Origin of the sequence: Methylobacter sp., from assembly GCF_030680395.1 — a bacterium.
Taxonomy (GTDB): Bacteria; Pseudomonadota; Gammaproteobacteria; order Methylococcales; family Methylomonadaceae; genus Methylobacter_A.
Map to the genome: position 1 here is coordinate 74,351 of NZ_JAUXVR010000026.1, position 22,460 is coordinate 96,810.

The 22,460-nt window shown below is 47.3% G+C and carries 18 protein-coding genes; 12 read left to right on the forward strand and 6 right to left on the reverse strand.

The features are described 5' to 3' along the window. Nucleotides 1-10 precede the first annotated feature (10 nt). Entirely contained in the window at nt 11-955 is a 945-nt protein-coding gene (locus Q8L79_RS10965; RefSeq protein ID WP_305270980.1) for an NAD-dependent epimerase/dehydratase family protein, read from the reverse strand. Between the two features lie 599 nt (nt 956-1,554). Here Q8L79_RS10965 and ppsA point away from each other — a divergent pair. Together ppsA and Q8L79_RS10975 are read left to right on the forward strand one after the other, a co-directional pair. Beyond that, on the forward strand, nt 1,555-3,990 hold the full coding sequence (gene ppsA / locus Q8L79_RS10970; RefSeq protein WP_305270983.1) for a phosphoenolpyruvate synthase: 2,436 nt from the start codon (nt 1,555-1,557) through the stop codon (nt 3,988-3,990). A gap of 39 nt (nt 3,991-4,029) precedes the next feature. Beyond that, complete coding sequence (locus Q8L79_RS10975) at nt 4,030-4,512, forward strand: hypothetical protein (RefSeq protein WP_305270984.1); 483 nt, start codon at nt 4,030-4,032, stop codon at nt 4,510-4,512. Between the two features lie 23 nt (nt 4,513-4,535). On the opposite strand, the gene Q8L79_RS10980 is transcribed toward Q8L79_RS10975, so the two are convergent. Continuing rightward, nucleotides 4,536-6,545: an HDOD domain-containing protein gene (locus Q8L79_RS10980; protein ID WP_305270987.1), complete on the reverse strand. Its 2,010-nt coding sequence runs from the start codon at nt 6,543-6,545 to the stop codon at nt 4,536-4,538. Between the two features lie 244 nt (nt 6,546-6,789). Between Q8L79_RS10980 and Q8L79_RS10985 the strand changes: the two genes are divergently transcribed. The 4 genes from Q8L79_RS10985 (at nt 6,790) to Q8L79_RS11000 (ending at nt 10,597) form a co-directional block, all read left to right on the forward strand. Further along, nucleotides 6,790-7,725, forward strand: a complete 936-nt coding sequence (locus tag Q8L79_RS10985) for a Gfo/Idh/MocA family protein (protein ID WP_305270989.1) — start codon at nt 6,790-6,792, stop codon at nt 7,723-7,725. Between the two features lie 115 nt (nt 7,726-7,840). Next, entirely contained in the window at nt 7,841-8,938 is a 1,098-nt protein-coding gene (locus tag Q8L79_RS10990) for a DegT/DnrJ/EryC1/StrS aminotransferase family protein (protein WP_305270992.1), read from the forward strand. Nucleotides 8,939-9,210: 272 nt separating this feature from the next. Beyond that, the gene (gene lpxB / locus Q8L79_RS10995; protein ID WP_305270995.1) at nt 9,211-10,359 is read left to right on the forward strand and encodes a lipid-A-disaccharide synthase; all 1,149 of its coding nucleotides are present in this window, start codon (nt 9,211-9,213) and stop codon (nt 10,357-10,359) included. Between the two features lie 103 nt (nt 10,360-10,462). Next, a complete protein-coding gene (locus Q8L79_RS11000; protein ID WP_305270998.1) occupies nt 10,463-10,597 on the forward strand; it encodes a hypothetical protein in 135 nt (44 codons plus the stop codon). A 172-nt stretch (nt 10,598-10,769) separates the two neighbouring features. Here the strand turns inward: Q8L79_RS11000 and Q8L79_RS11005 are convergent, their stop codons facing one another. Beyond that, on the reverse strand, nt 10,770-11,213 hold the full coding sequence (locus tag Q8L79_RS11005) for a response regulator transcription factor (RefSeq protein WP_305271001.1): 444 nt from the start codon (nt 11,211-11,213) through the stop codon (nt 10,770-10,772). Between the two features lie 336 nt (nt 11,214-11,549). Between Q8L79_RS11005 and Q8L79_RS11010 the strand changes: the two genes are divergently transcribed. Together Q8L79_RS11010 and Q8L79_RS11015 are read left to right on the forward strand one after the other, a co-directional pair. Then, nucleotides 11,550-12,203, forward strand: coding sequence for an NBR1-Ig-like domain-containing protein (locus tag Q8L79_RS11010; protein WP_305271004.1), 654 nt, complete (start codon nt 11,550-11,552; stop codon nt 12,201-12,203). A 180-nt stretch (nt 12,204-12,383) separates the two neighbouring features. Continuing rightward, nucleotides 12,384-14,423, forward strand: coding sequence for a TonB-dependent siderophore receptor (locus Q8L79_RS11015; RefSeq protein WP_305271007.1), 2,040 nt, complete (start codon nt 12,384-12,386; stop codon nt 14,421-14,423). Between the two features lie 74 nt (nt 14,424-14,497). On the opposite strand, the gene Q8L79_RS11020 is transcribed toward Q8L79_RS11015, so the two are convergent. Both Q8L79_RS11020 and Q8L79_RS11025 read right to left on the reverse strand, forming a co-directional pair. Further along, nucleotides 14,498-14,821 (reverse strand): rhodanese-like domain-containing protein, encoded by a 324-nt coding sequence (locus Q8L79_RS11020; RefSeq protein WP_305271009.1) that lies wholly within the window; start codon nt 14,819-14,821, stop codon nt 14,498-14,500. Nucleotides 14,822-14,823: 2 nt separating this feature from the next. Then, the gene (locus Q8L79_RS11025; RefSeq protein ID WP_305271011.1) at nt 14,824-15,990 is read right to left on the reverse strand and encodes a pyridoxal phosphate-dependent aminotransferase; all 1,167 of its coding nucleotides are present in this window, start codon (nt 15,988-15,990) and stop codon (nt 14,824-14,826) included. Between the two features lie 112 nt (nt 15,991-16,102). Between Q8L79_RS11025 and dksA the strand changes: the two genes are divergently transcribed. Both dksA and gluQRS read left to right on the forward strand, forming a co-directional pair. After that, a complete protein-coding gene (gene dksA / locus Q8L79_RS11030; protein WP_305271014.1) occupies nt 16,103-16,537 on the forward strand; it encodes an RNA polymerase-binding protein DksA in 435 nt (144 codons plus the stop codon). A gap of 20 nt (nt 16,538-16,557) precedes the next feature. Further along, nucleotides 16,558-17,445, forward strand: a complete 888-nt coding sequence (gene gluQRS, locus Q8L79_RS11035) for a tRNA glutamyl-Q(34) synthetase GluQRS (RefSeq protein ID WP_370869945.1) — start codon at nt 16,558-16,560, stop codon at nt 17,443-17,445. Between the two features lie 85 nt (nt 17,446-17,530). On the opposite strand, the gene Q8L79_RS11040 is transcribed toward gluQRS, so the two are convergent. Further along, nucleotides 17,531-18,715 carry a GGDEF domain-containing protein gene (locus tag Q8L79_RS11040; protein ID WP_305271017.1) on the reverse strand — a complete coding sequence of 395 codons (1,185 nt, stop codon included), beginning with the start codon at nt 18,713-18,715 and terminating at the stop codon, nt 17,531-17,533. Between the two features lie 279 nt (nt 18,716-18,994). Here Q8L79_RS11040 and Q8L79_RS11045 point away from each other — a divergent pair, with 279 nt between their 5' ends. Beyond that, complete coding sequence (locus Q8L79_RS11045) at nt 18,995-20,056, forward strand: AI-2E family transporter (RefSeq protein ID WP_305271020.1); 1,062 nt, start codon at nt 18,995-18,997, stop codon at nt 20,054-20,056. A gap of 570 nt (nt 20,057-20,626) precedes the next feature. Beyond that, nucleotides 20,627-22,315 carry an ABC transporter ATP-binding protein/permease gene (locus Q8L79_RS11050; protein WP_305271023.1) on the forward strand — a complete coding sequence of 563 codons (1,689 nt, stop codon included), beginning with the start codon at nt 20,627-20,629 and terminating at the stop codon, nt 22,313-22,315. Nucleotides 22,316-22,460: the final 145 nt, after the last annotated feature.

Below are 22,460 nucleotides of genomic sequence, written 5' to 3' on the forward strand. Positions count from 1 at the left end.
CTCCGGTTATTTAGCTAATTGAGCGCACATTCTCCAACATATCCTTGACCATTTCGGGCAAGTCGAATTGAGCCTGCCAGCCCCACTCGGCTTTGGCGGCGCTATCATTCATGTGTCTGGGCCAGGAATCGGCAATCGCCTGCCGCAATGGATCGACGCTGTAAGTGATGGTGAACCCGGGAATGTGTTTTTGTATTTCTGCCGCTAACTGCTGCGGGGTAAAACTCATGGCCGTTACATTAAACGCATTTCTGTGTTTTAGCTGCGTACTGTCTGCTGTCATTAATGTAATGGCGGCATCGATAGCATCGGGCATGTACATCATATCCAGTTGCGTATCGGCCTGAAGGAAACATTCATAATGTTGCGATTTAATTGCCGCATAAAAAATATCCACCGCATAATCGGTCGTGCCTCCGCCCGGTCTGGTTTTACTGGAAATTAATCCCGGATATCGTAAGCCACGCGCATCGACGCCAAAACGGCGATAATAATAATCGCACAGCAGTTCCCCTGAAACTTTAGTAATGCCGTAAATAGTCGTCGGCCTTTGGATAGTATCCTGCGGTGTATCCATAGACGGGGTTTCTGTGCCGAAAGCGGCTATGGAACTGGGGAAGAATAGCGCACATTGGTGTACCCTGGAAATTTCCAGTACATTGATTAAACCGTTCATATTGACGTCCCAAGCCTGTTGCGGCTTTTGTTCCGCAACTGCGGAAAGCAGTGCGGCGAGGTGAAAAATTGTATCAATGCGATGGGCTTCTACGACTTGATTGAGTGTCGGCATATCGCGCACATCCAGGCAGTAATAAGGCTCCGATTGCGTTAGTTGGTTTAAGGCCGTTTTTTTATCGGCAGCAAATACATTCTCGGTGCCATATCTATTGCGCAAGGTTACCGTTAACTCCGAGCCGAGTTGCCCGGTTGCGCCGGTTACCAGTATCTTTTTCATCTGCACCTTCGTTGCTTTACTAAGGGTGGGTTGCTAAAACAGGGCCTCTTTAAGTCGGCCTTATTTAAGCCTATGTCTATAATGTGTGCACAGCAGCTTAAAACCGCTTATCCGATTGTTTAAAGAATGGATAAGGTTTGGGATGAAAAGGATGATACAGCATACCCTGGATCTGCAGGGCTAAAAAAAGGGAGCCTAATAGACAATTAAGCTCCCCCTTACCAAAGTTTGAAGGTAAGTAAGAGCGCAAGTCGATATGCTATCAATGCCCAGAAAAAATGATAATGCGACATTTTGTCACATATAATTGGTATGGTTTTTTTAGCGAAATATGATGTCCAGGCGGGACGAAGCAAATCGGCCTTAACTGCTCGCAGTGTCCGTCATTTATGCAAGCAGCATAGAGAGACGTTCGACTCAGGAACCGACCTACTTGCTAAATTAATAAGTAACTGCGCATATTGATATGCTGCCGACACCAAGGCAAAATAATCTGATATGGTTATGTTTTAACCGGTTGAATGACATGGATGAAGGCTGGCAATTTGTCAATATCGCCCAGATCCTGAGTAAGTGAGTAATTCGATTAAGGAACTATGATGTCCGAGCAAACAAACTATATTCGTTGGTTTAGTGAATTAACGATTGACGATGTCTCTCTCGTAGGCGGCAAGAACGCCTCGCTAGGTGAGATGCACAGAGAATTAACGCCGCAAGGCATCCAAATTCCTAACGGCTTCGCGATAACCGCTGAAGCTTACCGCTATGTGCTGGATCAAGCGCATGGCTGGGAGGCGCTCCATCAGGCATTGGACGATTTGAATCCGGACGATGTTGCAGATCTTGCCAAACGTGCCCGTAAAGCAAGGGAAATAATCTACGCTGCACCTTTTCCTGAAGACCTTGAGCAGCAAATTATCGAGGCTTTCACTCAATTAAAAAAGCAGTATGGCGATGATTTAAGCGTTGCGGTACGCAGTTCCGCCACGGCCGAAGATTTGCCGACCGCCAGTTTTGCCGGACAGCAAGATACTTATCTGAATATACGCGGCGATCATGCCTTGCTGGACTCCTGTAAACGCTGTTTTGCCAGCCTGTTCACCGACCGCGCGATACATTACCGTGTCGATCAAGGTTTCGACCATTTCAAGCTGGCCTTATCGATAGGTATTATGAAGATGGTGCGCTCGGATCTGGATGCCAGCGGCGTGATGTTTTCGTTGGACACCGAATCGGGGTTCAAAGACGTGGTGTTTATTACCGGCGCGTACGGGTTGGGTGAAAATGTCGTACAAGGCGCGGTAGACCCTGACGAGTTTTATGTACATAAGCCCACTTTTGAGCAGGGTCATCGGGCGGTATTAAGACGCACCTTGGGCGCGAAGAAAATAAAGATGGTTTACAGCGAAGGCCGCACCCGCGAACCGACCCGCAATATTGTGACCTCAGAAGAAGAACGTAACCGCTTTTGCATTGACGATGCGGATGTTCTAACCCTTGCCGACTATGCCATTAAAATTGAAAAACACTACAGCGACAGAGCTGGACAAGCCAAGCCGATGGATATTGAATGGGCGAAAGACGGTCTTGACGGTACGCTGTATATTGTTCAGGCGCGCCCGGAAACCGTGGTTTCCCAATTGCGCGGCATGGTTTTGGAGCAATACAGCCTTAAAGATAAAGCCGAACCGATAGTCACCGGCCATGCGGTGGGCAGCAAGATTGCGACCGGTAATGCGCGGATTATCGATAACGTCGAGCAGCTCAACAGTTTTAACGCCGGCGATGTGTTGGTGGCCGATATGACGACGCCGGATTGGGAGCCGGTCATGAAAATGGCTTCGGCGATAGTGACTAACCGCGGCGGGCGTACCTGTCATGCGGCGATTATCTCTCGTGAATTGGGGGTGCCGGCGGTAGTCGGCTGCGAAAATGCCACGACCATGATTAAACATAATACTCCGGTCACTGTATCGTGCGCCGAAGGCGACGTCGGCAAAGTTTATTCCGGCAGGCTCGACTTCGCTATTAAAAGCACCGATTTGTCGGGTCTGCAACGTCCGCAAACCAAGATCATGCTCAATATCGGCAATCCCGAACTGGCTTTTAAAACCAGTTTTCTGCCCAATGACGGGGTGGGTTTGGCGCGGATGGAATTTATCATCACCGAATACATCAAGGCGCATCCAATGGCGTTGATACACCCGGAGAAAGTGCAGGATGCCGACGAGCGGGAACAGCTGAGCCAATTGACACGCAATTATGCCGATGCTGAGAATTACTTTATTCAAAAGCTATCGGAAGGCGTAGGTACCATTGCCGCCGCATTTTATCCCAAACCCGTCGTCGTGCGGATGTCCGATTTTAAAACCAACGAATATGCCACTTTACTCGGCGGAAGCTGGTTTGAATTTGATGAAGCCAATCCAATGATCGGTTTTCGCGGCGCGTCGCGTTACATCCATCCCGCTTATGCAGAAGGCTTTGCGCTCGAATGTAAGGCGATGAAGCGGGTGCGTGAGGAAATGGGCTTAACCAATGTTATTTTGATGATCCCTTTTTGTCGCCGCGTAGAGGAAGCCAGGCGTGTGCTCGACTATATGGTGCAGCTCGGTTTGAAGCGCGGAGAGCAGGGGCTGGAAATTTACGTGATGTGCGAAATCCCCAATAACGTTATTCAAATCGATGCCTTTTCAGAACATTTCGACGGTTTTTCTATCGGTTCCAATGACTTGACCCAGCTTACCCTGGGTGTAGACCGCGACTCCGCAATCATTGCCGAAGATTTTGACGAACGCGATCCCGGTGTTAAAGAACTGATTCGTCTCGCCGTTGACGGTGCGCGGCGTAACGGCAAACATTGCGGGCTTTGCGGTCAGGCGCCGTCGGACTATCCCGAGATGGCGGAATTTCTGGTGGAAATCGGCATCGACTCGATGAGTTTGAATCCCGATACCGTGTTGCAGACTACGCAACTGGTATTGGAAACTGAACGACGGTTGGGTAAGCAGTCTAGTATTCCGCTGATTAAATAATGTCTCTGTTGATCATTTATAGCTGAGGAGCAAATGAAAATGAAAAATTATCGCTTGTTTATAGTGGGTTTTGTAACAGCTTCATTTATTTTGCTAACGGGGTTTGAAAAAACCGGTGCCAATCATGCTCTTCCTCCAGCAGAAAAAAAGACAGCATCAAATGAACTAAAAAAAGTTCAGTCTAATAGCAAAGAAAGTGTCGTTAAGTTAAAAAAGAAAAAAACAAAAAATCAGCAGAAAGCAGTTTTAGTGCCGAGTGCCAAAAACAGTGCTGCTGAAGAGGTCGAACTTCAAAAACCGCTGGATCTTTCTATGCCATTTAAAGACTCTGAAAGTGCCTGGCTGACGATTGAAAAAAACAAGGCCGCTCAGGGAGAATCATTAAATATATTTGCTTCTGAAAAGAAAAAAAAGCAGCGGTCTTTAGGTTTAGATGGCCAGATGTTGATGTCGCAAGAACCGGAAGGAGATAAGCAAAAATCCTTAGATGGTGCGGGAATCGTCATCAACCTGAAACGGTAAGCAGCACCGAGTCTGTAAAGAGTCTATTTTTTGTCGGCGGCCACATTAGACAGCATGACAATTCTGTTTCTGCCCTCGTTTTTTGCACGATACATGGCTTGATCGGCAGCTTCAATCATATCTTTGTAATTGGTATAGTCGGCACTATACATGGACACGCCAATGCTAACGGTCAGTAGATGACCATGAAATCGTTGACTCATAATCTTGCCGCGACGCTCAATTTCCGATCTTATACGTTCGGCATAACCGTAGGCGCCTTTTTCATCGGTATTTCTAAGGACAAATAAAAACTCTTCTCCGCCGTAGCGGCCGATGAAGTCTCCGGGCCGGGTCAAGCTGCGCAAAATATCGGCAACAATCTTTAAGGCATCATCTCCCGCCTGATGCCCGCAGGTATCATTAAATAATTTGAACTTATCTATGTCGACAAAGCCTACGGCGATATTTGCCAGTTTGGATTCATCCCCTTGAAAAATCTCAGTCAGGAAATTATTGACCATTCGCTTATTGAAAAGTTGCGTTAAATGATCGATCTGCGCGTGTTTTTTCTGCTGCTCGTATTGTTTGGCATTAAATATAGCGATCCCCAATTCGTAGGCAATGGGCATGATTTCGGGCAGTAATTGTGCCTGCATCGGTTTTTTTGATAGTGAATTATCGGTATAAAGCACACCAATCAGACGGTTGTGATGCAATACGGGTACGGCGAGAAATTCAGTAGTATTTAAATGTTTGATTATTGGATTGTCGCGCTCTATTTTGGTATTGATGATGACGGGCTTTTTTTCACGGAGACAGGTTAATAGCAATCCGGAAATGCCGCTAATGTCGATCTCAAAGGGTTGCAGCTTAATGGGTAATGTTGATTCCGGCCAACAGTATGATGCGATCAGGCAGCGGCGCTTGGGGTCGATGGTGAACATAATGCTGCGATCAAAAGAAAATTCGCCCTGTATTGCTTCCAGCGTCCGGGGTATGAAGTCATCAGGGTTAAGGCTATGATGAGGTGCGGTTAAACAGGATGATAGTTTTCTGCTGGACGTATCGACAGGCGCAAAAGGTTTATCTTCGATCTGGCTCAGGTTAATGGTTGCTTTAACCAGCGTGGCCCGTAACGTGGTTAAGCCGGGCAGCTGGATGTCATAGAATTCCCGAGTAATTTTCATGTCCTGATCTACCTGTTGCAGTAGAGCTTCAAGGTCCAGTTGATCAATATCAATCGTTTCGAGTACTGCACTTTGTAATTTTGAATGGCTATCGTGGGTAGCCGAGCCAATGCCCTGTATCCAGGCAATGTAGTTTGCGAAGGAAACGATAGCGATTTCCGTTTTATATTTGGCGTATGGGGAGGTTTCAACAGGCTGGTTATGGTGGAAGGCTACGATTGCGCTAATCGACGCCGGCAATTGCCATTCCAGGCAAAAGATATGTCCCATCTCGGCATGCGTTACTCCGAAAAAACGACGTTCCTCTTCAATACTTGAATGCCCGCTTTTATCCGTGGAACAAATAAAATCGCTGTAAGTTACACGTCCATAGGTTTCCAGAACCAGCTTGCCTATATCGTGTAAAAGCCCGCCTGTATAAACCAGGTCGGGATCAGGATACTTAAGTGCGACGGCTATTCGCCTGCTTAATGATGCTACATAAAGGCAATGCTGCCAGAAAAATAACAAGTCGAACGCCCGCTTTGAGTTTTGTTGAATCAGCTTGTTATAAAGCAGCAGGTTTATCGCAAGCTGACGCACGATGGAAAACCCCAGCATGGTCACTGCGCGATTAATGGAGGTTATTTTGTTGGGTAGGGCGTAAGCGGCGGAATTAACCTGTTTCAGGATTTTTGCAGCCAGCACAGGTTCTGTTTCTATGATCAAGGATAAGTGCTCGATCCTGGCGTTGTCGTCATTGGTGAGTTTTAATAGTTTGATGGCGACAGACGGGACAAGCTGAAGATGTTTGATTTCATCCTTAAGAATGGATCGAGCCGCTTTTTTTATGAGTTCGATGTTGTCCTTGTTTTCGTCAGTCATGACATCTTCTCCATGGTCTAGGTTTTATTGCTGTACTGTAAAGAAAGTCTAATAAATTTTTAGAGGAAATTGTGAGAATTGTCGATCACTATCTTCAAATAGGTATTTAAGCATAACATCAAAAATCAGTCACGATGACTGCCCGGTACAAAATTTTCTGAATACATAGTGATGGTTTACAATACTGACGAATAAGTTCGCCCCTAGAGCGGGATTGCATATAGACAGGATGTAAAATTATCACATGAAAAAATTAAAATGCGCTGTTATCGGTACCGGTTATTTGGGCAAATTTCACGCAGAAAAATATGCGTCTCTGCCTGATTGCGAACTGGTTGCCGTTGTCGATATTAACGAAGCAGCGGCTAAAGAAGTCGCCGAAAAACATGGCGCAACAGCGCTGACGGACTATCAATCGCTGTTAGGTGAAGTCGATGCGGTCAGCATCGTGGTGCCTACGACACTGCATCACAAGGTCTCCAGGGATTTTCTCAATGCCGGCGCTCATGTGCTGGTTGAAAAACCGATTACCGTGACGGTTGCAGAAGCCGATGAGTTGATCGCCATTGCCAAGGCAGGAAATTTGATTTTTCAGGTGGGGCATCTGGAACGATTTAACCCGGCAGTATTGGGACTTGATAAGGAAGAGAAACCGCTGTTTATTGAATCCCACCGGTTGTCGCCGTTTAATCCGCGCGCCAATGATGTCAGCGTGGTGCTGGATTTAATGATACATGATATCGATATTATTTTAGCCTTGGTGGATTCCGAGGTGGAACGCATCGATGCCAGCGGCACGGCGGTTTTAACGCATGGCACCGATATTGCCAATGCCCGGTTGCTGTTTAAAAACGGCTGCGTGGCTAATGTGACGGCCAGCCGGATCAGCATGAAGATGGAACGCAAAATGCGCATGTTCAGGCCGTCTTCCTATGTCTCTGTAGATTTCCAGAACCGTATCTTGACCAAACATCGCACCGGTAAAGGAGAAATGTTCCCCGGTATTCCGGAAATAGAAACGGAAGAATCCGTTTTTGAAAGCGGCGATGCCTTGCTGGAAGAAATCAAGCATTTCGTTAACTGCATTCATACCGGCGACAACCCGCTGGTGTCCGGTGAAGCTGGAAAAAGAGCGCTGGAAACTGCGATAGCCATCACCCGATTATTAGGCGATAAATAACCGGGTAGGTTGGATGAGACATTGGTTTGTCGGGTTACGTGATAAAACCGCTAACCCGACCTACGAAACTAACTGATTACAAACATATCAACGAATAAATAATAGGCAACAAAACATGATACCAATGGTAAACCTGAAAGCTCAATACGTTGAAATTAAAGATGAGATTGAGCGTGGTCTGGCTGAAACAATCGAAAATTGTTCGTTTATATTAGGGCCTAATGTTCAGGCTTTTGAAAAGGAAGCTGCCGATTATTTGGGCGTTAAACACGCCGTTGCGGTGGCTTCAGGAACCGATGCGCTGCATCTGGCCTTGATCGCCGAAGGCATCGGTGCTGGCGATGAAGTGATTACCACCGCGTTCACCTTTATCGCTACGGCGGAAGCCATCAAATATGTCGGTGCGATTCCCGTTTTCGTCGATATAGATTCCAAGACTTTCAATATCTCTCCGGAAGCCATAGAAAAAGCCATTACGTCGAAAACTAAAGCGGTCATGCCGGTGCATTTGTTCGGTCAACCGGCGGATATGACGGCCATTAAGTCGCTGTGCGACCGGCATGATCTAAAACTGATTGAAGATTGCTGCCAGTCGTTCGGCGCGAGCATCGACGGCAAGCAAACCGGCGCTATCGGTCATGCGGCCGGATTCAGTTTTTTTCCCAGCAAAAATCTGGGCGCATTTGGCGATGGCGGTCTGGTTGTCACCAACTCCGACGAGACGGCGGCAAAATTGAAAATGTTGCATAATCATGGCTCCGATGTTCGTTATTACCATGATGTGATCGGTTATAACAGTCGCCTTGATGAAATGCAGGCGGTCATCTTAAGAGCCAAATTAAAACGCATCGATCAATACAATAAAGGCCGCCGTCATGCCGGGCATCTTTATTCCGAGTTGATGGCCGATTTGCCGTTGACCACGCCGTTTGAAGACGGTCTGGGTGAGCACGTTTACCATCAGTACACGGTGTTATGCGACCGTCGCGACGAGGTTATGAAAGCCTTGCAGGATAAACAGATTGGCTGTGCCGTGTACTATCCCGTACCTTTGCACCGGCAAAATGTGTTTAAAGAGGAATATGCCGGAGTCAGTTTGCCGGTGACCGAATTTGTTGCGGCCAGCTGTTTGTCATTGCCGATTTGTCCGTCTCTTGAAGATGACACCATCAGGGAGATAGTGGCGGTTATTCGGGATGTTTTGACGGCATAGTTAATGCTTGGATATATGTGCTCGCTCCCAAGTTGTTTGCATAAATTTTTCCGAGAGTCGTCATACCGGCATGGATGCCGGTATCCAGTGCCATGGACGGTAACTTTCGATCCTCGCACGTTGTTTAGAGGTGTCGATGTCTGCGAACTTTTACATCCCTGCGCCTAGATTCCGGCATCCCTGCCAGAATGACGATGTTCCACAGACACTTGTGTATAACGATGGGAGCTGGCGCTTAATAACGAGACTATCTTCTATTTTGCATCTTATCCATGTCCCAACATAAACCCTTGAAAATCCTATTCAGCGCCGGAGAATCATCCGGCGACCAGCACGCCGCCAATATGTTTCTTGAGCTGCAAAAACAGCAGCCGCACATATACGGCTTTGGCATGGGCAGCTCAAAAATGGCTCAGGCCGGCATCGATATTCGTTATGATTCGGCTAATATCGCCGTCATCGGCGTGATTGAAGTCATCAAGCATTATGCCGAAATCCGCCGTGCGCTAAAACTGATGCAAGAGTTGCTAGCAAACGAGCGCCCCGACTTGCTGGTTTGCGTAGACTACAAGGAATTCAACTTTAAACTGGCAGGTTACGCCAAACAGCAGGGCATTAAAGTCTTGTTTTACGTCAGTCCTCAAGTTTGGGCATGGCGGCCGGGCCGAGTGAAAGCTTACGGTAAAGTCATCGACATGATGGCAGTGATATTCCCGTTTGAAACGGCTTATTACGATGCCGAAAAGGTGCCGGTACGCTACGTGGGGCATCCTTCGGTAGATAAAGTCCATGCCCAATACAGCAAAGATGAGGATTTAACACGTTTTGGGCTGGATAAAAGCAAGCCGATAGTCGGCTTATTGCCCGGCAGTCGTGCCAACGAAATCAAGCGCATGTTGCCGGTCATGCTGGCCGCCGCCGAAACAGTGCAGGCCGGTTTACCGGATTGCCAGTTTATTTTGCCGCAAGCCGATTCAATCAGCGATGCATTGCTGGAACAATACACCCGTCAGTCGCCGCTTGTTATTAAAGTAATAAAAAATCAGCCTTACGATGTCATTCAATGTTGCGACGCAGTGATGACTACATCGGGCACCGCAACCTTGGAAATCGCCTTGTTAACCGTACCTATGGTCATCGCCTACAAGCTTTCACCGTTAACCTATTGGTTGGGTAAATGGCTGGTCAATACGCCTTTTATCGGCTTGCCGAATATTGTCTCAGGCAAAAGCGTCATCAAAGAACTGATTCAGCACGATGCGACAGCCGACAACCTGGCGGCAGAAATTACTCGGATTTTGACTGATAAAGCTTACGCCGATGAAATGCGCCAAAACCTGGATCAGGTTAAACAGCAGTTAGGGCAGGGCGGCGGTTCAAAAAACATGGCGCAGTTGGCACTGGAGATGCTGTTGACTTAACCGGATGACAGACGTTTAATACCGGAACGGAAAAACTTAAGCAGCAAGGCAAGCTTTTCTGTTAATCTTCAGCAACAGCAATTAAATCGAATGAGGGGTGACGATGGACATTGGAACTGTATTTAAACTACTGGCCTTTATGCTGTGGCCGTTTTTACTGGTATTTTTATACTATCTGTTTGACAGAAAAGGCTTCAAAAGACGGCTGGAGAAGTTCAAGCAGGACGGTTTTAAATAAACCTCTAAACACATCAGCTCGGTAAAGTGTCTGGTTGTCTTTTCCTAGTTAAAATTTAACCGGCAGTTACTGATTTTTAGTAATGCTTGTTTAAAGTGCAATTACCTATATCGTGTGTTTTTCACGCTCTTTATTGGAATGACTTTAACTATAGGGCTCATCACTTTTTTTGCTAAACAGTCGCTGCTCTTGTGTTGCGTCGCTTCTTGGTAAGCGTTTCTCTGAATACGGAATCCTTTTTAATGGCCTCATTAATTCGTTCCAGCAGTGTTTTGTTATCAAACGGTTTTTCCAGGAAATCGACAGCGTCGCCCTTAAGTGCTTTGGTGGAGTCAGGAATATCGGTATATCCGTGACCGCTGATAAATATGATAGGAATGTTAATGTCTCTGTTCAGCAATTCGTCCTGAAGTTCGTAGCCGGTCATTAAAGGCATCCTGACATCCAAGAGCAAACATCCGGGCTGCGCAGGATCATAGCCATTCAGAAAGGCCTCGGCGGATTCAAAACTTCTGACCATTTGTCCTACTGATTCAAGCAAGAGTGTCAATGAGTCGCGTATGACGAACTCATCGTCGACCAAATGAACTAATGATGTTAAGTTATTAATACTCATTATATTTTCTCCGAATAGATAGAGTGAAATAACAAGTGTTGTTTTCCCTGATTCGCTATTGGAATGCAAAGTGCCTTAACGGGCTTCGAGAAATGTGCTGTCGAGTAGTAAACACGTGCTATATTCACGCTAAAATGGATGCGTTTGTTACAAATCCTAAAAAATATACTTTTTGATTGTTTTATGGTTTATTTTTTCTTTTTTTGCACATCCAAGATGGTTTTTTCCATATGAACTCGCTCAGCGAGCGCCATCCATTACGATGGATGCGCTATCTTAGCAACCAAGCTGTCAAGTTCTGTTGACAGTCTGTGATTTTTCTATCTTTTTGCTTTCATGCCTCTCTACGAACTTTCTGAATATGTCAAACAACGCATCAATACGCTTGGCTTGAGCATGTCCGAACTAGCCAGGCAGACCGGTATTTCCCGACAAGGGTTATACGGTTTGCTGGATGGAACGACGGGACAGGCGAAAATTTCAACACTGATTGCTTTGGCAAAAGCGCTGCAAGTGCATCCAATGGTGTTGTTTCGGCATTTACTGCATCAACTGGATTTGCCTAAATTTTCTACGACTTCGGCGAAGTATCAATTTGATGCCAGCGGTTTTGTTCAGGATGTGACGATTCCCGACAATACAACTGTACTTACCGATCAGGTGTTTACCAAAATTTGGGAGATTCAGAACATCGGTCATATCGATTGGCTGGGGCGGAAAATGGTTTGTGTGGATCAAAATGTTGATATTCCTGCTGTTCCTGACCAGATTGTAGCGCCTGAACCCCGGCGTGGATTAGTGCCCACACGGCACGTTATCGATATCCCCAAAACGCTGCCGGGCGATTCCGTGATTTTAAGTGTGGAGTTTACGGCGCCTTCTTATCCTTGCTCATTGGTTTCCTATTGGAAGATGATCGATGAAAATGAAGAAATTTGCTTCCCTGCAACCGAAGGTTTGTCGTGTATGGTGCGGGTGATTAGCTTGTAAATAAAGGGGGTAAAAGCGGTCTTCGCCGGTAGTAGTGCCGGCTCGTTGTAGGGAGTCTTGAAGGTGAAGCTGGAGCTTGGGAATTAGTGAAATACAGGTAGACAAGTCCAAAGCAAGCTTTGGACACCGATAATTGAAATATCAACAGAACCTTAGCAAATTTAACCGGCACTGACTTTTATGAACCAACTATTGTTTTTTCTGTGCGCTTTGTTGAGCGGTTCGGTTTATGCGGCTGACCCCACGCTGGCTTTAGACACGTTGGTCGTTACTACACCAAGAGTTTCAGACTATTACACTGCGATTACCGATACGGCTACCCGGATCTCAGCCTCGACACTGGCAATACCGTTTTCGGTAGGCGTGGTTAATCAAGCATTGTTGCAAGACAGCATGGCTTTACGACTCGAAGATACTGCGATGTTTGTCAGCGGTGTTCAACAAAGTTCTGAGGATTCCGGGTTTAATGCTGATTTGCGGATACGCGGTTTCACGACCGCCGGTAGCGCTTATCTTGATGGGGTGCAGGATAATCAGCATTTTCAGGTCAGGGATATGGCTTTGGTTGAAAGGGTTGAGATTTTAAAGGGTCATTCTTCAGTGCTGTACGGTTCCGGTTCGCCGGGCGGCACAGTCAATTACATTAGCAAAAAACCGCTGGAGCAGTTTAAACACTCGCTCAGTTATGAAACGGGCAGTTATGATTTTAATCGTGCTGTCATGGACAGTACCGGCCCATTAAATAAAGATAAAACCGTATTGTATCGCGTTATTGCAGCCGGGCAGTTAGCCGATGATTTCCGTAACAATATTACGCATGATCAGGTAACCCTTGCGCCGTCATTAACCTGGCTTTATCAGCCAGGCAGCTCGCTGGATGTCGGCTTTGAATACAGCAATCAAAATCAACCCTATCGGTTCGATAATGTTTACACTCAGAATCACGTGGTTTACGACCGGTCATATGTCGATCCCCGCACCCGTTCTGACAGGAAGTATTGGCGTTTTAGCGCGGCAATCAAGCAAGAATTATCAGATAACTGGTCACTGCATTTTGCCAGCCATTACTTTCATGTTGAGCGGGAAGATTTGTTGTTCGGTTTTTTTACCTTTGAAACGCCGACTACGCTTAGCGGATATTACCGTGATATTCATGATCATTACGATCAATATAGCTTGCGCACCGAAATTCACGGACAGTTGGAGCTATTCGGGAGTCAGCATCATCTGGTTAGTGGCGTCGAGCGGAATGCTTCTGACGATCGCCTGAACAGCGATCGTCGTATTGGCGGCTATACACTGGATGTCTATAACCCTGTTTTCAATTACCCCATTCCGGCGACCACCCGCTTGGATAAAGATCTAACGCAGTTGGAATACGGCTTTTATTTAAACGACCAGATTGATATAACCCGATTTTGGCATGTGACGGGCGGGATGCGTTACAGTCTGTTTAAGGGCGACAGTTTTCAAAACGATGTATTTGTGCCGGTAACCGACCAGAATGCGTTTACTTATAATGCCGGCTTGTCGTTTACTCCGGTTGATAATGTCGTCGGATATTTTGGTTACAGTCAGTCGTTTCAACCCAACTCAGGAACTGACCGGAGTCTCAATTTTTTATCCGCCAAACAAGGTGAACTATACGAGTTTGGCGTTAAATCGACTTGGTTCGATAAACGTTTGAACGTGTCTTCTGCCATATACCAACTAAGCCAGAACAATCTTCCTGGTCGTGATCCGCTTGATCCGGATTATTCGATTGCTAATGGAGAGGTGCAAGGTCGCGGTTTTGAGCTGGATGTCAGCGGGCAACTATTGGAAAGTGTGCAAATAGTCGCCAATTACAGTTTGATGGATACTCAATTTATCCGGCATCCCGCGTGGCAAGGTAATGCGTTTCGTAGTTCACCCAGACATAGCGGTACGCTGTGGGGGTATTACCAACTCCCCATTACCGGCTTGCCCGGTCAGTTTAAAATCGGGACCGGTTTGGTGTTTGTCGACAGGCGCTTTGGCGATGATGCCAATAGTTTTGAAGTGTCGGGTTATGTGAGGCCGGATCTGGTTGCTCATTATCAACTGGAGCAGTTCGATTTTCGTTTTAAAATTGAAAATATCATGGATCAGCGTTACGTCAGCAGCTCAATCTATGATGATACGGTTATTCAAGGTAATCGCCGCACTGCGTTGTTTTTGGTTGCGATGCATTTTGATTAAGCGCATTGCAATAACGGCGGATTTAACGGCGTAGTAAAATCCTTGCGCTCGTGCGGCCTTAGGTTAAAGGTGGTTTAATAGCGCTGCACCGAATTATCGCAATCGCAGGACCAGGCATCAATTCCGCCTGTTAAATTTGAAACATTCGCAAATCCTGAGTTAACAAGATACATGCAGGCTTGTTGGCTACGCACGCCATGATGGCAAATGACTACCATTTCTTGTTGCTGATTCAGCTTGCCCAGTCTTTGTGGAATTTGATTAAGCGGAATTAAAACGCTGTTTTCTATGCGAGCGTATTGAAACTCATTGGGTTCCCTGACATCCAGCAAAAATAGATGCGGTTCATTTTGAATTTTGGCTTTTAATTCTGTTGCTGATATTTGTTTTATAGACATGGTTAACCTTTGTTGATAAATTTTTCTAAACGTTGCATGGCAACAGCCATTCTAGCTATGGATGTCGTATAAGCAAAGCGGATATAGTGATTAGCCTCATTGGTCCCAAAATCCTTGCCCGGTGTTATTGCAACCGCTTCGGCCTCCAATAAATCCAGGGCGAATTGATAGCTGTCATCGGTAAATTTGGAACAGTTGGCATAAATATAGAATGCACCATCCGGTTTAATCGGGATTTCAAAACCCAGACGCAATAATGCGTCATAAAGAAAATTACGTCTGGCTTCAAATTCGGTACGTCTGCGTTCAAGCTCGGCCAGCGTGTCCTCATCAAATGCGGCTAATGCGGCATATTGCGAATGAGTTGCCGTGGCGATAAATATATTCTGCGCCAGCTTCTCGGTGGCATCGATAAATTCCTCAGGCACTATCAACCAGCCTACGCGCCAGCCGGTCATGCCGAAATATTTGGAAAAGCTGTTGATAACAAATACATTGTCGCTAAACGCCAGTGCGGTCGTCGCGTTTTCACCATAAACCAGCCCATGATAAATCTCATCGGAATAAAAGCAGCCGCCTAACCCATTAACGGTGTGAATGACTTGTTTTAACTGGTCTGAAGCGATGACAGTGCCGGTAGGATTTGACGGCGACGCAATCAACACGCCTTTAGTGGCTTTTGTCCAATGCTGCTTGATGCGCGTTGCTGTCAGTTGGTAACGGCTTGAGGCATCGACCGGAATAGTTCTGGCTTTACCGTCAAACAGCTTAACAAAATTGCTGTTACAGGGATAACAGGGGTCCGCCATAAGCAGTTCTTCTGCCGGATTAAGGCTAACCCCAAGCGCTAATAAAAACGCCCCAGAAGCTCCTGGCGTTACAAAAATACGCTTTTTGTCCACCGTTACCGAATAACGCTGTTGATAAAACTCGGCTATTTTTTCACGCAGCTCCGGCAATCCCGCTGCCGGGGTATATTTTACGTCACCGGTTTTAAGTTGTTTAACGCCTGCTTCAACAATGGTCTGCGGCGTTGCAAAATCAGGTTCGCCGATTTCCATGTGAATGACATCCTTGCCCAGCGCCTCCAATTGTTTTGCGCGTCGCAGTAGCTCCATCACATAAAAGGGCGAAATTCCCTGAGTCCGCTTTGCCAGTCGTACGCTCATAATATTGACACTAATCACAAAAGACTTGGATCATACCAATAAACCTTGCTATCCGGTTGCTATTCTGCTAAAAATGCGCGGTTTTATTTAATCTTGTCTTAGGAGTTAATGGATGACCGAAAATTCTAAAACTGGCGCATCACCTTTCAGTTTTAAGCCTTATCAAGAAAAAGAAGGCGAAGAATATATGAATAGTGCTCAATTGAAACATTTTGAGACTATTCTTAAAAACTGGAAAGGCGAATTAATGCACGAAGTAGATCGCACTGTGCATCACATGCAGGATGACGCATCTAATTTTCCTGATCCTAATGACCGAGCGTCTCAGGAGTCGGAATTCAGTCTGGAATTAAGAACGCGTGATCGTGAACGACGGCTGATCAAGAAAATTGATGAATCCCTTAAAGAAATTGAATCGGGGGATTATGGCTTTTGTGAGTCTTGCGGCATTGAAATCGGCATACGCCGACTGGAAGCCAGACCCACTGCCAGCCTGTGCATCGACTGCAAAACACTTGATGAAATTCGTGAAAAACAAATGGGTTAATTCTGGATAAACAACCCACCATTGGCCGGTTTGCACCTTCGCCCACCGGCCCTTTACACCTCGGCTCCCTTTACACAGCTCTTGCCGGCTTTCTTCAAGCCCGCTCTCAACAAGGTCTTTGGCTACTACGCATTGACGACCTCGACACCCCCAGAAACGTAACAGGATCCGCCGACATCATCTTGAAAACCCTGGAGGCTTTTGGTCTGCATTGGGATGGTGAGGTTTATTATCAAAGCCGACATGTCGACATTTATAACGATATTATCAACGACCTGCAAAGAAACAAGCTGATCTATCCTTGCACATGCAGCAGAAAAACGCTGACGGCCGCCAGCGACAGAGGACAACCGCAGCCCGATATTTATCCCGGCCTCTGTCGAAACCGGCAAACCCTTCCTGACGGCCCTCATGCGCTACGTATTAAGACCGATAACCGAATCATTAGCTTTCAGGATGAACTGCAAGGCTTGATTTCCCATAATCTCGCCAAGCAAGATGGGGATTTTATCGTGAAGCGCAAAGATCGGATTGTTGCCTATCAATTTGCCGTGGTGATTGATGATGACTTGCAGCACGTTAACCATATCGTCCGCGGTTTTGATTTGCTGGATGCCACACCTAAACAGATTTACCTGCAACAACTGCTGGGGCTGCTTACTCCCCGCTATATGCACGTTCCTGTTATTGTTGACGAGCAAGGTTATAAACTCAGCAAGCAGACGCAGGCAACGGCTGTTGACTTAGCGTCGCCTCACCGGATTATCTTTGCGTTGCTGGTCTTATTAAAGCAAAATCCGCCGATTGAACTACAACAAGCCCCGGTAACTGAATTACTTGGCTGGGCGGTTGAGCATTGGAATCCGGTTTTGTTAAAAAATGCTCATACTGTTAGTTGCGACGATTAGCTGAACAGATACCCGCTAAGCTTGAGAGTACGTAGGGCTTTAAGGTAAGTCAGGGGCAGAAAGCTTTCCTATTTAAATTTAAAAGCTAGATATTAACCGGACTTAAACAGAATGAATGCATTACTACCCGATTGCGGCCTTCCTGCTTGGCACGGTACATCGCCAAGTCGGCGGCGGCTACCAGCGAGCTAAACTCCAGTCCGGCATGTGTCGAATCGGAGACCCCGATGCTGATGGTACTGCGCAGGACTTCGCCACCGAATTCCATTGCCAGCGCAGCATAGTTTTGACGCAGGCGGTCAGCCAATATCCAGGCATCTTTTTCGATGGTGGATGGCAGCAGAATGCAGAACTCTTCACCTCCGTAGCGGGCGAAGTAGTCGTCGCTACGAATGGTTTTTTGCGCCACCGCAGCCAGACGCCTCAATACCTCATCCCCCACCGGATGACCGTAGCGGTCATTGATGGACTTGAAATGATCGACATCAATCATCATAATTGCCAGCGCATCTCCGGTACGGGTGCATCGTGCCGACAGGCGGGCGGCCTCCTGTTCCAAGCTACGTCGGTTCAGCGCTCCGGTCAGCGCATCGCTTAATGCCAGTTTTTGAAGATCGGTGGCAAGTCGGTAATTCAGCATCAGCACAAATCCGAAGGCCAGACACATTTGCGCCATGCTACCAATAAAAAAAGACACCGGATTGATGGGGGTTTGCGAATAAAGACTATAGCTATGGGCCGGAGAAAGAAAAACGATTGCCGCCCTAAGCAGTAACATCGTCGCAACTACCGTGAATGACGCGCCGGTAAACCAATACGCGGTGCGTAACGGTTGTTCTATACGGATGAATAAGGCACGGGCGCATGCCGCATTGCATAAGGCGAATACCAGTGAATTGGCGACGACGCGGGAATGAATATCAGGATGGAGGATAACGAACCAGATGCTTTGAATAAACACCAGTCCGGCCAGCAACCACGGAATGTACTTGTTGCAGAGCCCGGTCTTGAAGGCCTGGATACCGTTGAATTGCAAGCCTATCCCTGCCGCCGCCAAAGTCGCGCCGACTACCAGCACCCAAGCGCTGCCCGATAATTCCTGTTGGGGATAGGAAAAGCCCAGGCCCAATCCCATGCATAGACCACCCAATGCCCAGTGCTGCACGCCGCGGGTGTTACCGGCATGCAATCCCGCCAATGTCAGCAGGCCGGAAAACAGCAGGATCAACGCAGACATCATCACCATCATCGTGCGAGAGTCGAGATTCATTGCGTCATCCGATAGCGGGCGAAAATATTAAGTTGAATATGCACAATATTCCTAATTATGACTCGTGTTACAGGCTGGTATATCCTGCCGGCGGCTGGCTTGTTGTTTATGTGACCAATTTTATTATATAGCAGACGATCCATAATGATAGAGCTGAATACTTACAATTTGTCAGGATAAAGCGCATATCACACATTACTGATAATTAGACGGCTATAGCATACAATGTTAATTGAACATCGGGTTGACACATTGCTTTTACTTTTTTGAGTTACGCACATGAATGATTATCCAGGTAATACACCGATACGACAGCTCATTCCCGGCATTTTACTTGCCTGTCTTTTACTGTTGGGATTTATGGTGCTGCGCGAGTTTTTACTCACCCTGACTTGGGCGCTGATTATCGCCTATGTCGTATGGCCGCCTTACCGCTGTTTAAGACAGCAACTCAAAGGTAATGCCACGCTCAGTGCGGCGGTGATGACGGCGATTATTGCCGCGGTGATTTTTCTGACAGTCTACTGGCTGGTTGCCATGTTGCAAGATGAGATGAAAACCGCTTATCAAACCTTGGCGATCGACTTTGGTCAGGATAGTTACCGGCTACCGGATTTTATCAGTCGGATTCCCTGGTTGGGCAGTACGGCGCAGAAATGGCTGGAGCGGTTGACTGAGGACCAGACGGCGGTGATGACGCAATTTGCGGATTGGGCGCAGCAGTGGTCGGGTGAGTTTGCCAAGTTCCTCGGCGGTATCGGTCACTACATTATGAAGTTGGGCGTTATCCTGGTGACGGTGTTTTTTTGTTTCCGCGACGGCGACGAGGCGGTTAGGCAGTTGCATCAAGGCCTGGTACGGTTTCTGGGAAAATATCAGGACGTGTACCTGGAAGCCGCCGGACACACGACCCGAGCCGTGGTTTACGGCTTGGTGTTGGCCGCGCTGGGGCAGGGCATGCTGGCCGGATTGGGCTATGCTGTTGCCGGTGTTCAAGCGCCGGTGCTGTTGGGTGCAGTGACCGCGCTGTTAGCGATGGTTCCGATGGGGGCGACACTAGTGTGGATGCCTGCAAGTGTCAGTATGCTGCTTACGGGGCAACTCTGGCAAGGCATAGGGCTGTTGCTTTGGGGTTTTCTGGTAGTAAGTACGGTGGATAATGTGATCCGGCCGCTGGTTATCAGCGGTGCGGGGCGGATACCGTTTCTGGTGGTGTTGTTCGGTGTACTTGGCGGACTTTCTGCTTTCGGCGCTGTCGGGCTTTTTTTAGGGCCGGTGATTCTGGCCGTTCTGCTCGCTGTGTGGCAGGCATGGCTGAAGTTACAAAAGCATGAAGAATAGATGTTGGAATCGGCATCTTCGGCAGACCGGGAACTTCAGACTGACTGGGGCGGAGTTAAAAGACCGGGATACCTCCTTGCAAGTATATCGGTAAACGTCCGGCCTTGATTGCAGTTGCGATTATCAGGGGGTATTGTTTGTGGCCGTCTTGTGGCGCGAGCCACACCCGGAACCCCGCTTTTTATAAACCGTGGAATCGGCCGGGCAATTTTGCCGTTGAGGTTCAACTGCTATCCGGAAATCGCGGTGTTGGAATTGGTAAACCCAAGCTTAGCGGCATAACAATCCTCCGCATTTAATGCCACCGGCGACAATAACAGGCGAGATGAAGTGTAGACACGTGTTGTCCCATAAAACCTTAAAATCATGAAAAAAATATAAGCTAAAAACGCCATGTTCTTCGTATCTTGTAGTTTATTAATCAATCTGACGACATTAATTAGATTACAAAATTGTGAAAACCGGAAAAATTCCACTAGAATTGTCGGCTGGTAAAGACGAGGCATACTAGAAAAATAAAAAGCCGCGTCTTGATGTGTCATTTATTTCACCCTAACGCGGAGTTTTCCTTTGCAATTTTCAAACGGGTTTTTCATCCAATTCATTCGGTTAGCGGGGCCTTTTTGGCATTCTGAAAACAAATCCACTATTCGCAGCTTGGCACTGGCTTTATTCATGCTCACCGTGATGCAGATCGGCATTGCTGTCGTTATCACGGTATGGAGCGCCGATCTTTTCAATGCGCTGGAACAGCGTTCGATGAGTGGGTTATTTACGCAGATCGGCCTCATCGTGCTGATTTTTGCAGCCAACATAGCGGTTACCACCGCTCATTTTAAAGTCAAGCGACGTTTGCAGCTCGACTGGCGAAGCTGGTTAACACACCATTTGATCGGTAAATGGATGACCGATGGCCGCCATTATCTGGTCACGCATATTCAGGGGACGCACGATAATCCAGATGGACGAATCGCAGAAGATATCCGTATTGCAACTGAATCCGCTATCGAACTTTGTCATTCCTTGATTTATTGCTTGTTAGTGCTTATTAGTTTTACCAAAATTCTCTGGACGCTGTCCGGTACCGTTACGCTTAATCTGTTTTTCTTTGAAATCCCCATATACGGCCATTTAGTGTGGCTGGCCATGATCTATGCGGCTTGCGCCTCGTCATTGGGCTGGTGGCTGGGTCGGCCTTTTACCATGGCGACTGATGCCCGGCAAACCGTGGAAGCCAATTTCAGGTTTGGTTTGGTGACTGCACGAGAAAATTCCCTGGCCATTGCTTTGGTTCATGGTGAAGCCAATGAGCAGCGTCGTTTCATTGCGCTGTTTAAGGATATTGTTCACGCTTGGCAGCGGCAAACCCATACTTGGTCGCATCTCTTCATGCTCACGTCCGGATATTCGGTATTGTCGATGGCATTCCCCATTCTGGTGTCTGCGCCTCGCTATATTTTGGGTAGCATCTCGCTCGGTGCTTTGATGCAATCGGCCCAGGCATTTCAGCAAACGGCGGGAGCATTGTCCTGGCCGGTCGATAATATGGCTCGAGTCGCAGAGTGGCGGGCGTCGGTTGAACGGGTGCTGGGATTGGTTAATGGACTGGAGCTGTTAGAGCAGGAAATCGTCCTCCATGATCCGCATCGAATTCATTTGAAAAAAACAGAACAGGATGTTTTACGTTTTTGCGATCTGAATATTATTAGGCTTGACGGCGTAGTGTGCGTATCGGCTATCAATGTCGAAATCAGACCGGGAGAGCGCATACTGGTTACCGGTAATGCTTTTACCGGCTCCAAGTTGTTTAAGGCGATAGTCGGTCTCTGGCCATGGGGAGAAGGATCTATTGAGTTACCGCGCGATCCGGTATTTTTTATGCCGCCGCGGCCTTATCTGCCGACCGGAACCTTGCGGGCGGCAATCTGCTACCCATCAACCCACGCAGAATATACCGAGGCCGCGCTTGCAGAGGCGCTTGAGCTGGTAAATTTGGAAGAATTGCAGCAGCAGCTTGACCACGTAGATAACTGGGCCAGCGCGTTATCCCGCGAACAGCAACAGCGTCTGGGCGTGGTTCGGTTATTGTTGCAGCAACCCAAGTGGATATTGCTGCAAGAAGCAATGGACTCGCTTGATTCCTCATGCGAAATGAAAATGCTGCGTTTGATAGCCCAAAAACTGCCTGATGCTGCAATACTGACGATTACTAACGAACCTTTGGCGGAGGCGTTTCATCAACGACGGATAGCGCTGTAATTGCTCCTGTCTTAATGCTTGCGAAAAATGAAGAATTGGGCTTGCATGTGGCATTGGATTTACATGCCGTGCCCGGTTGCCAAAACGGCTTCGATAACGGCGGCATCAAGGATGTTTTGGAGCTATAAGACTGAGAGACGGCTGC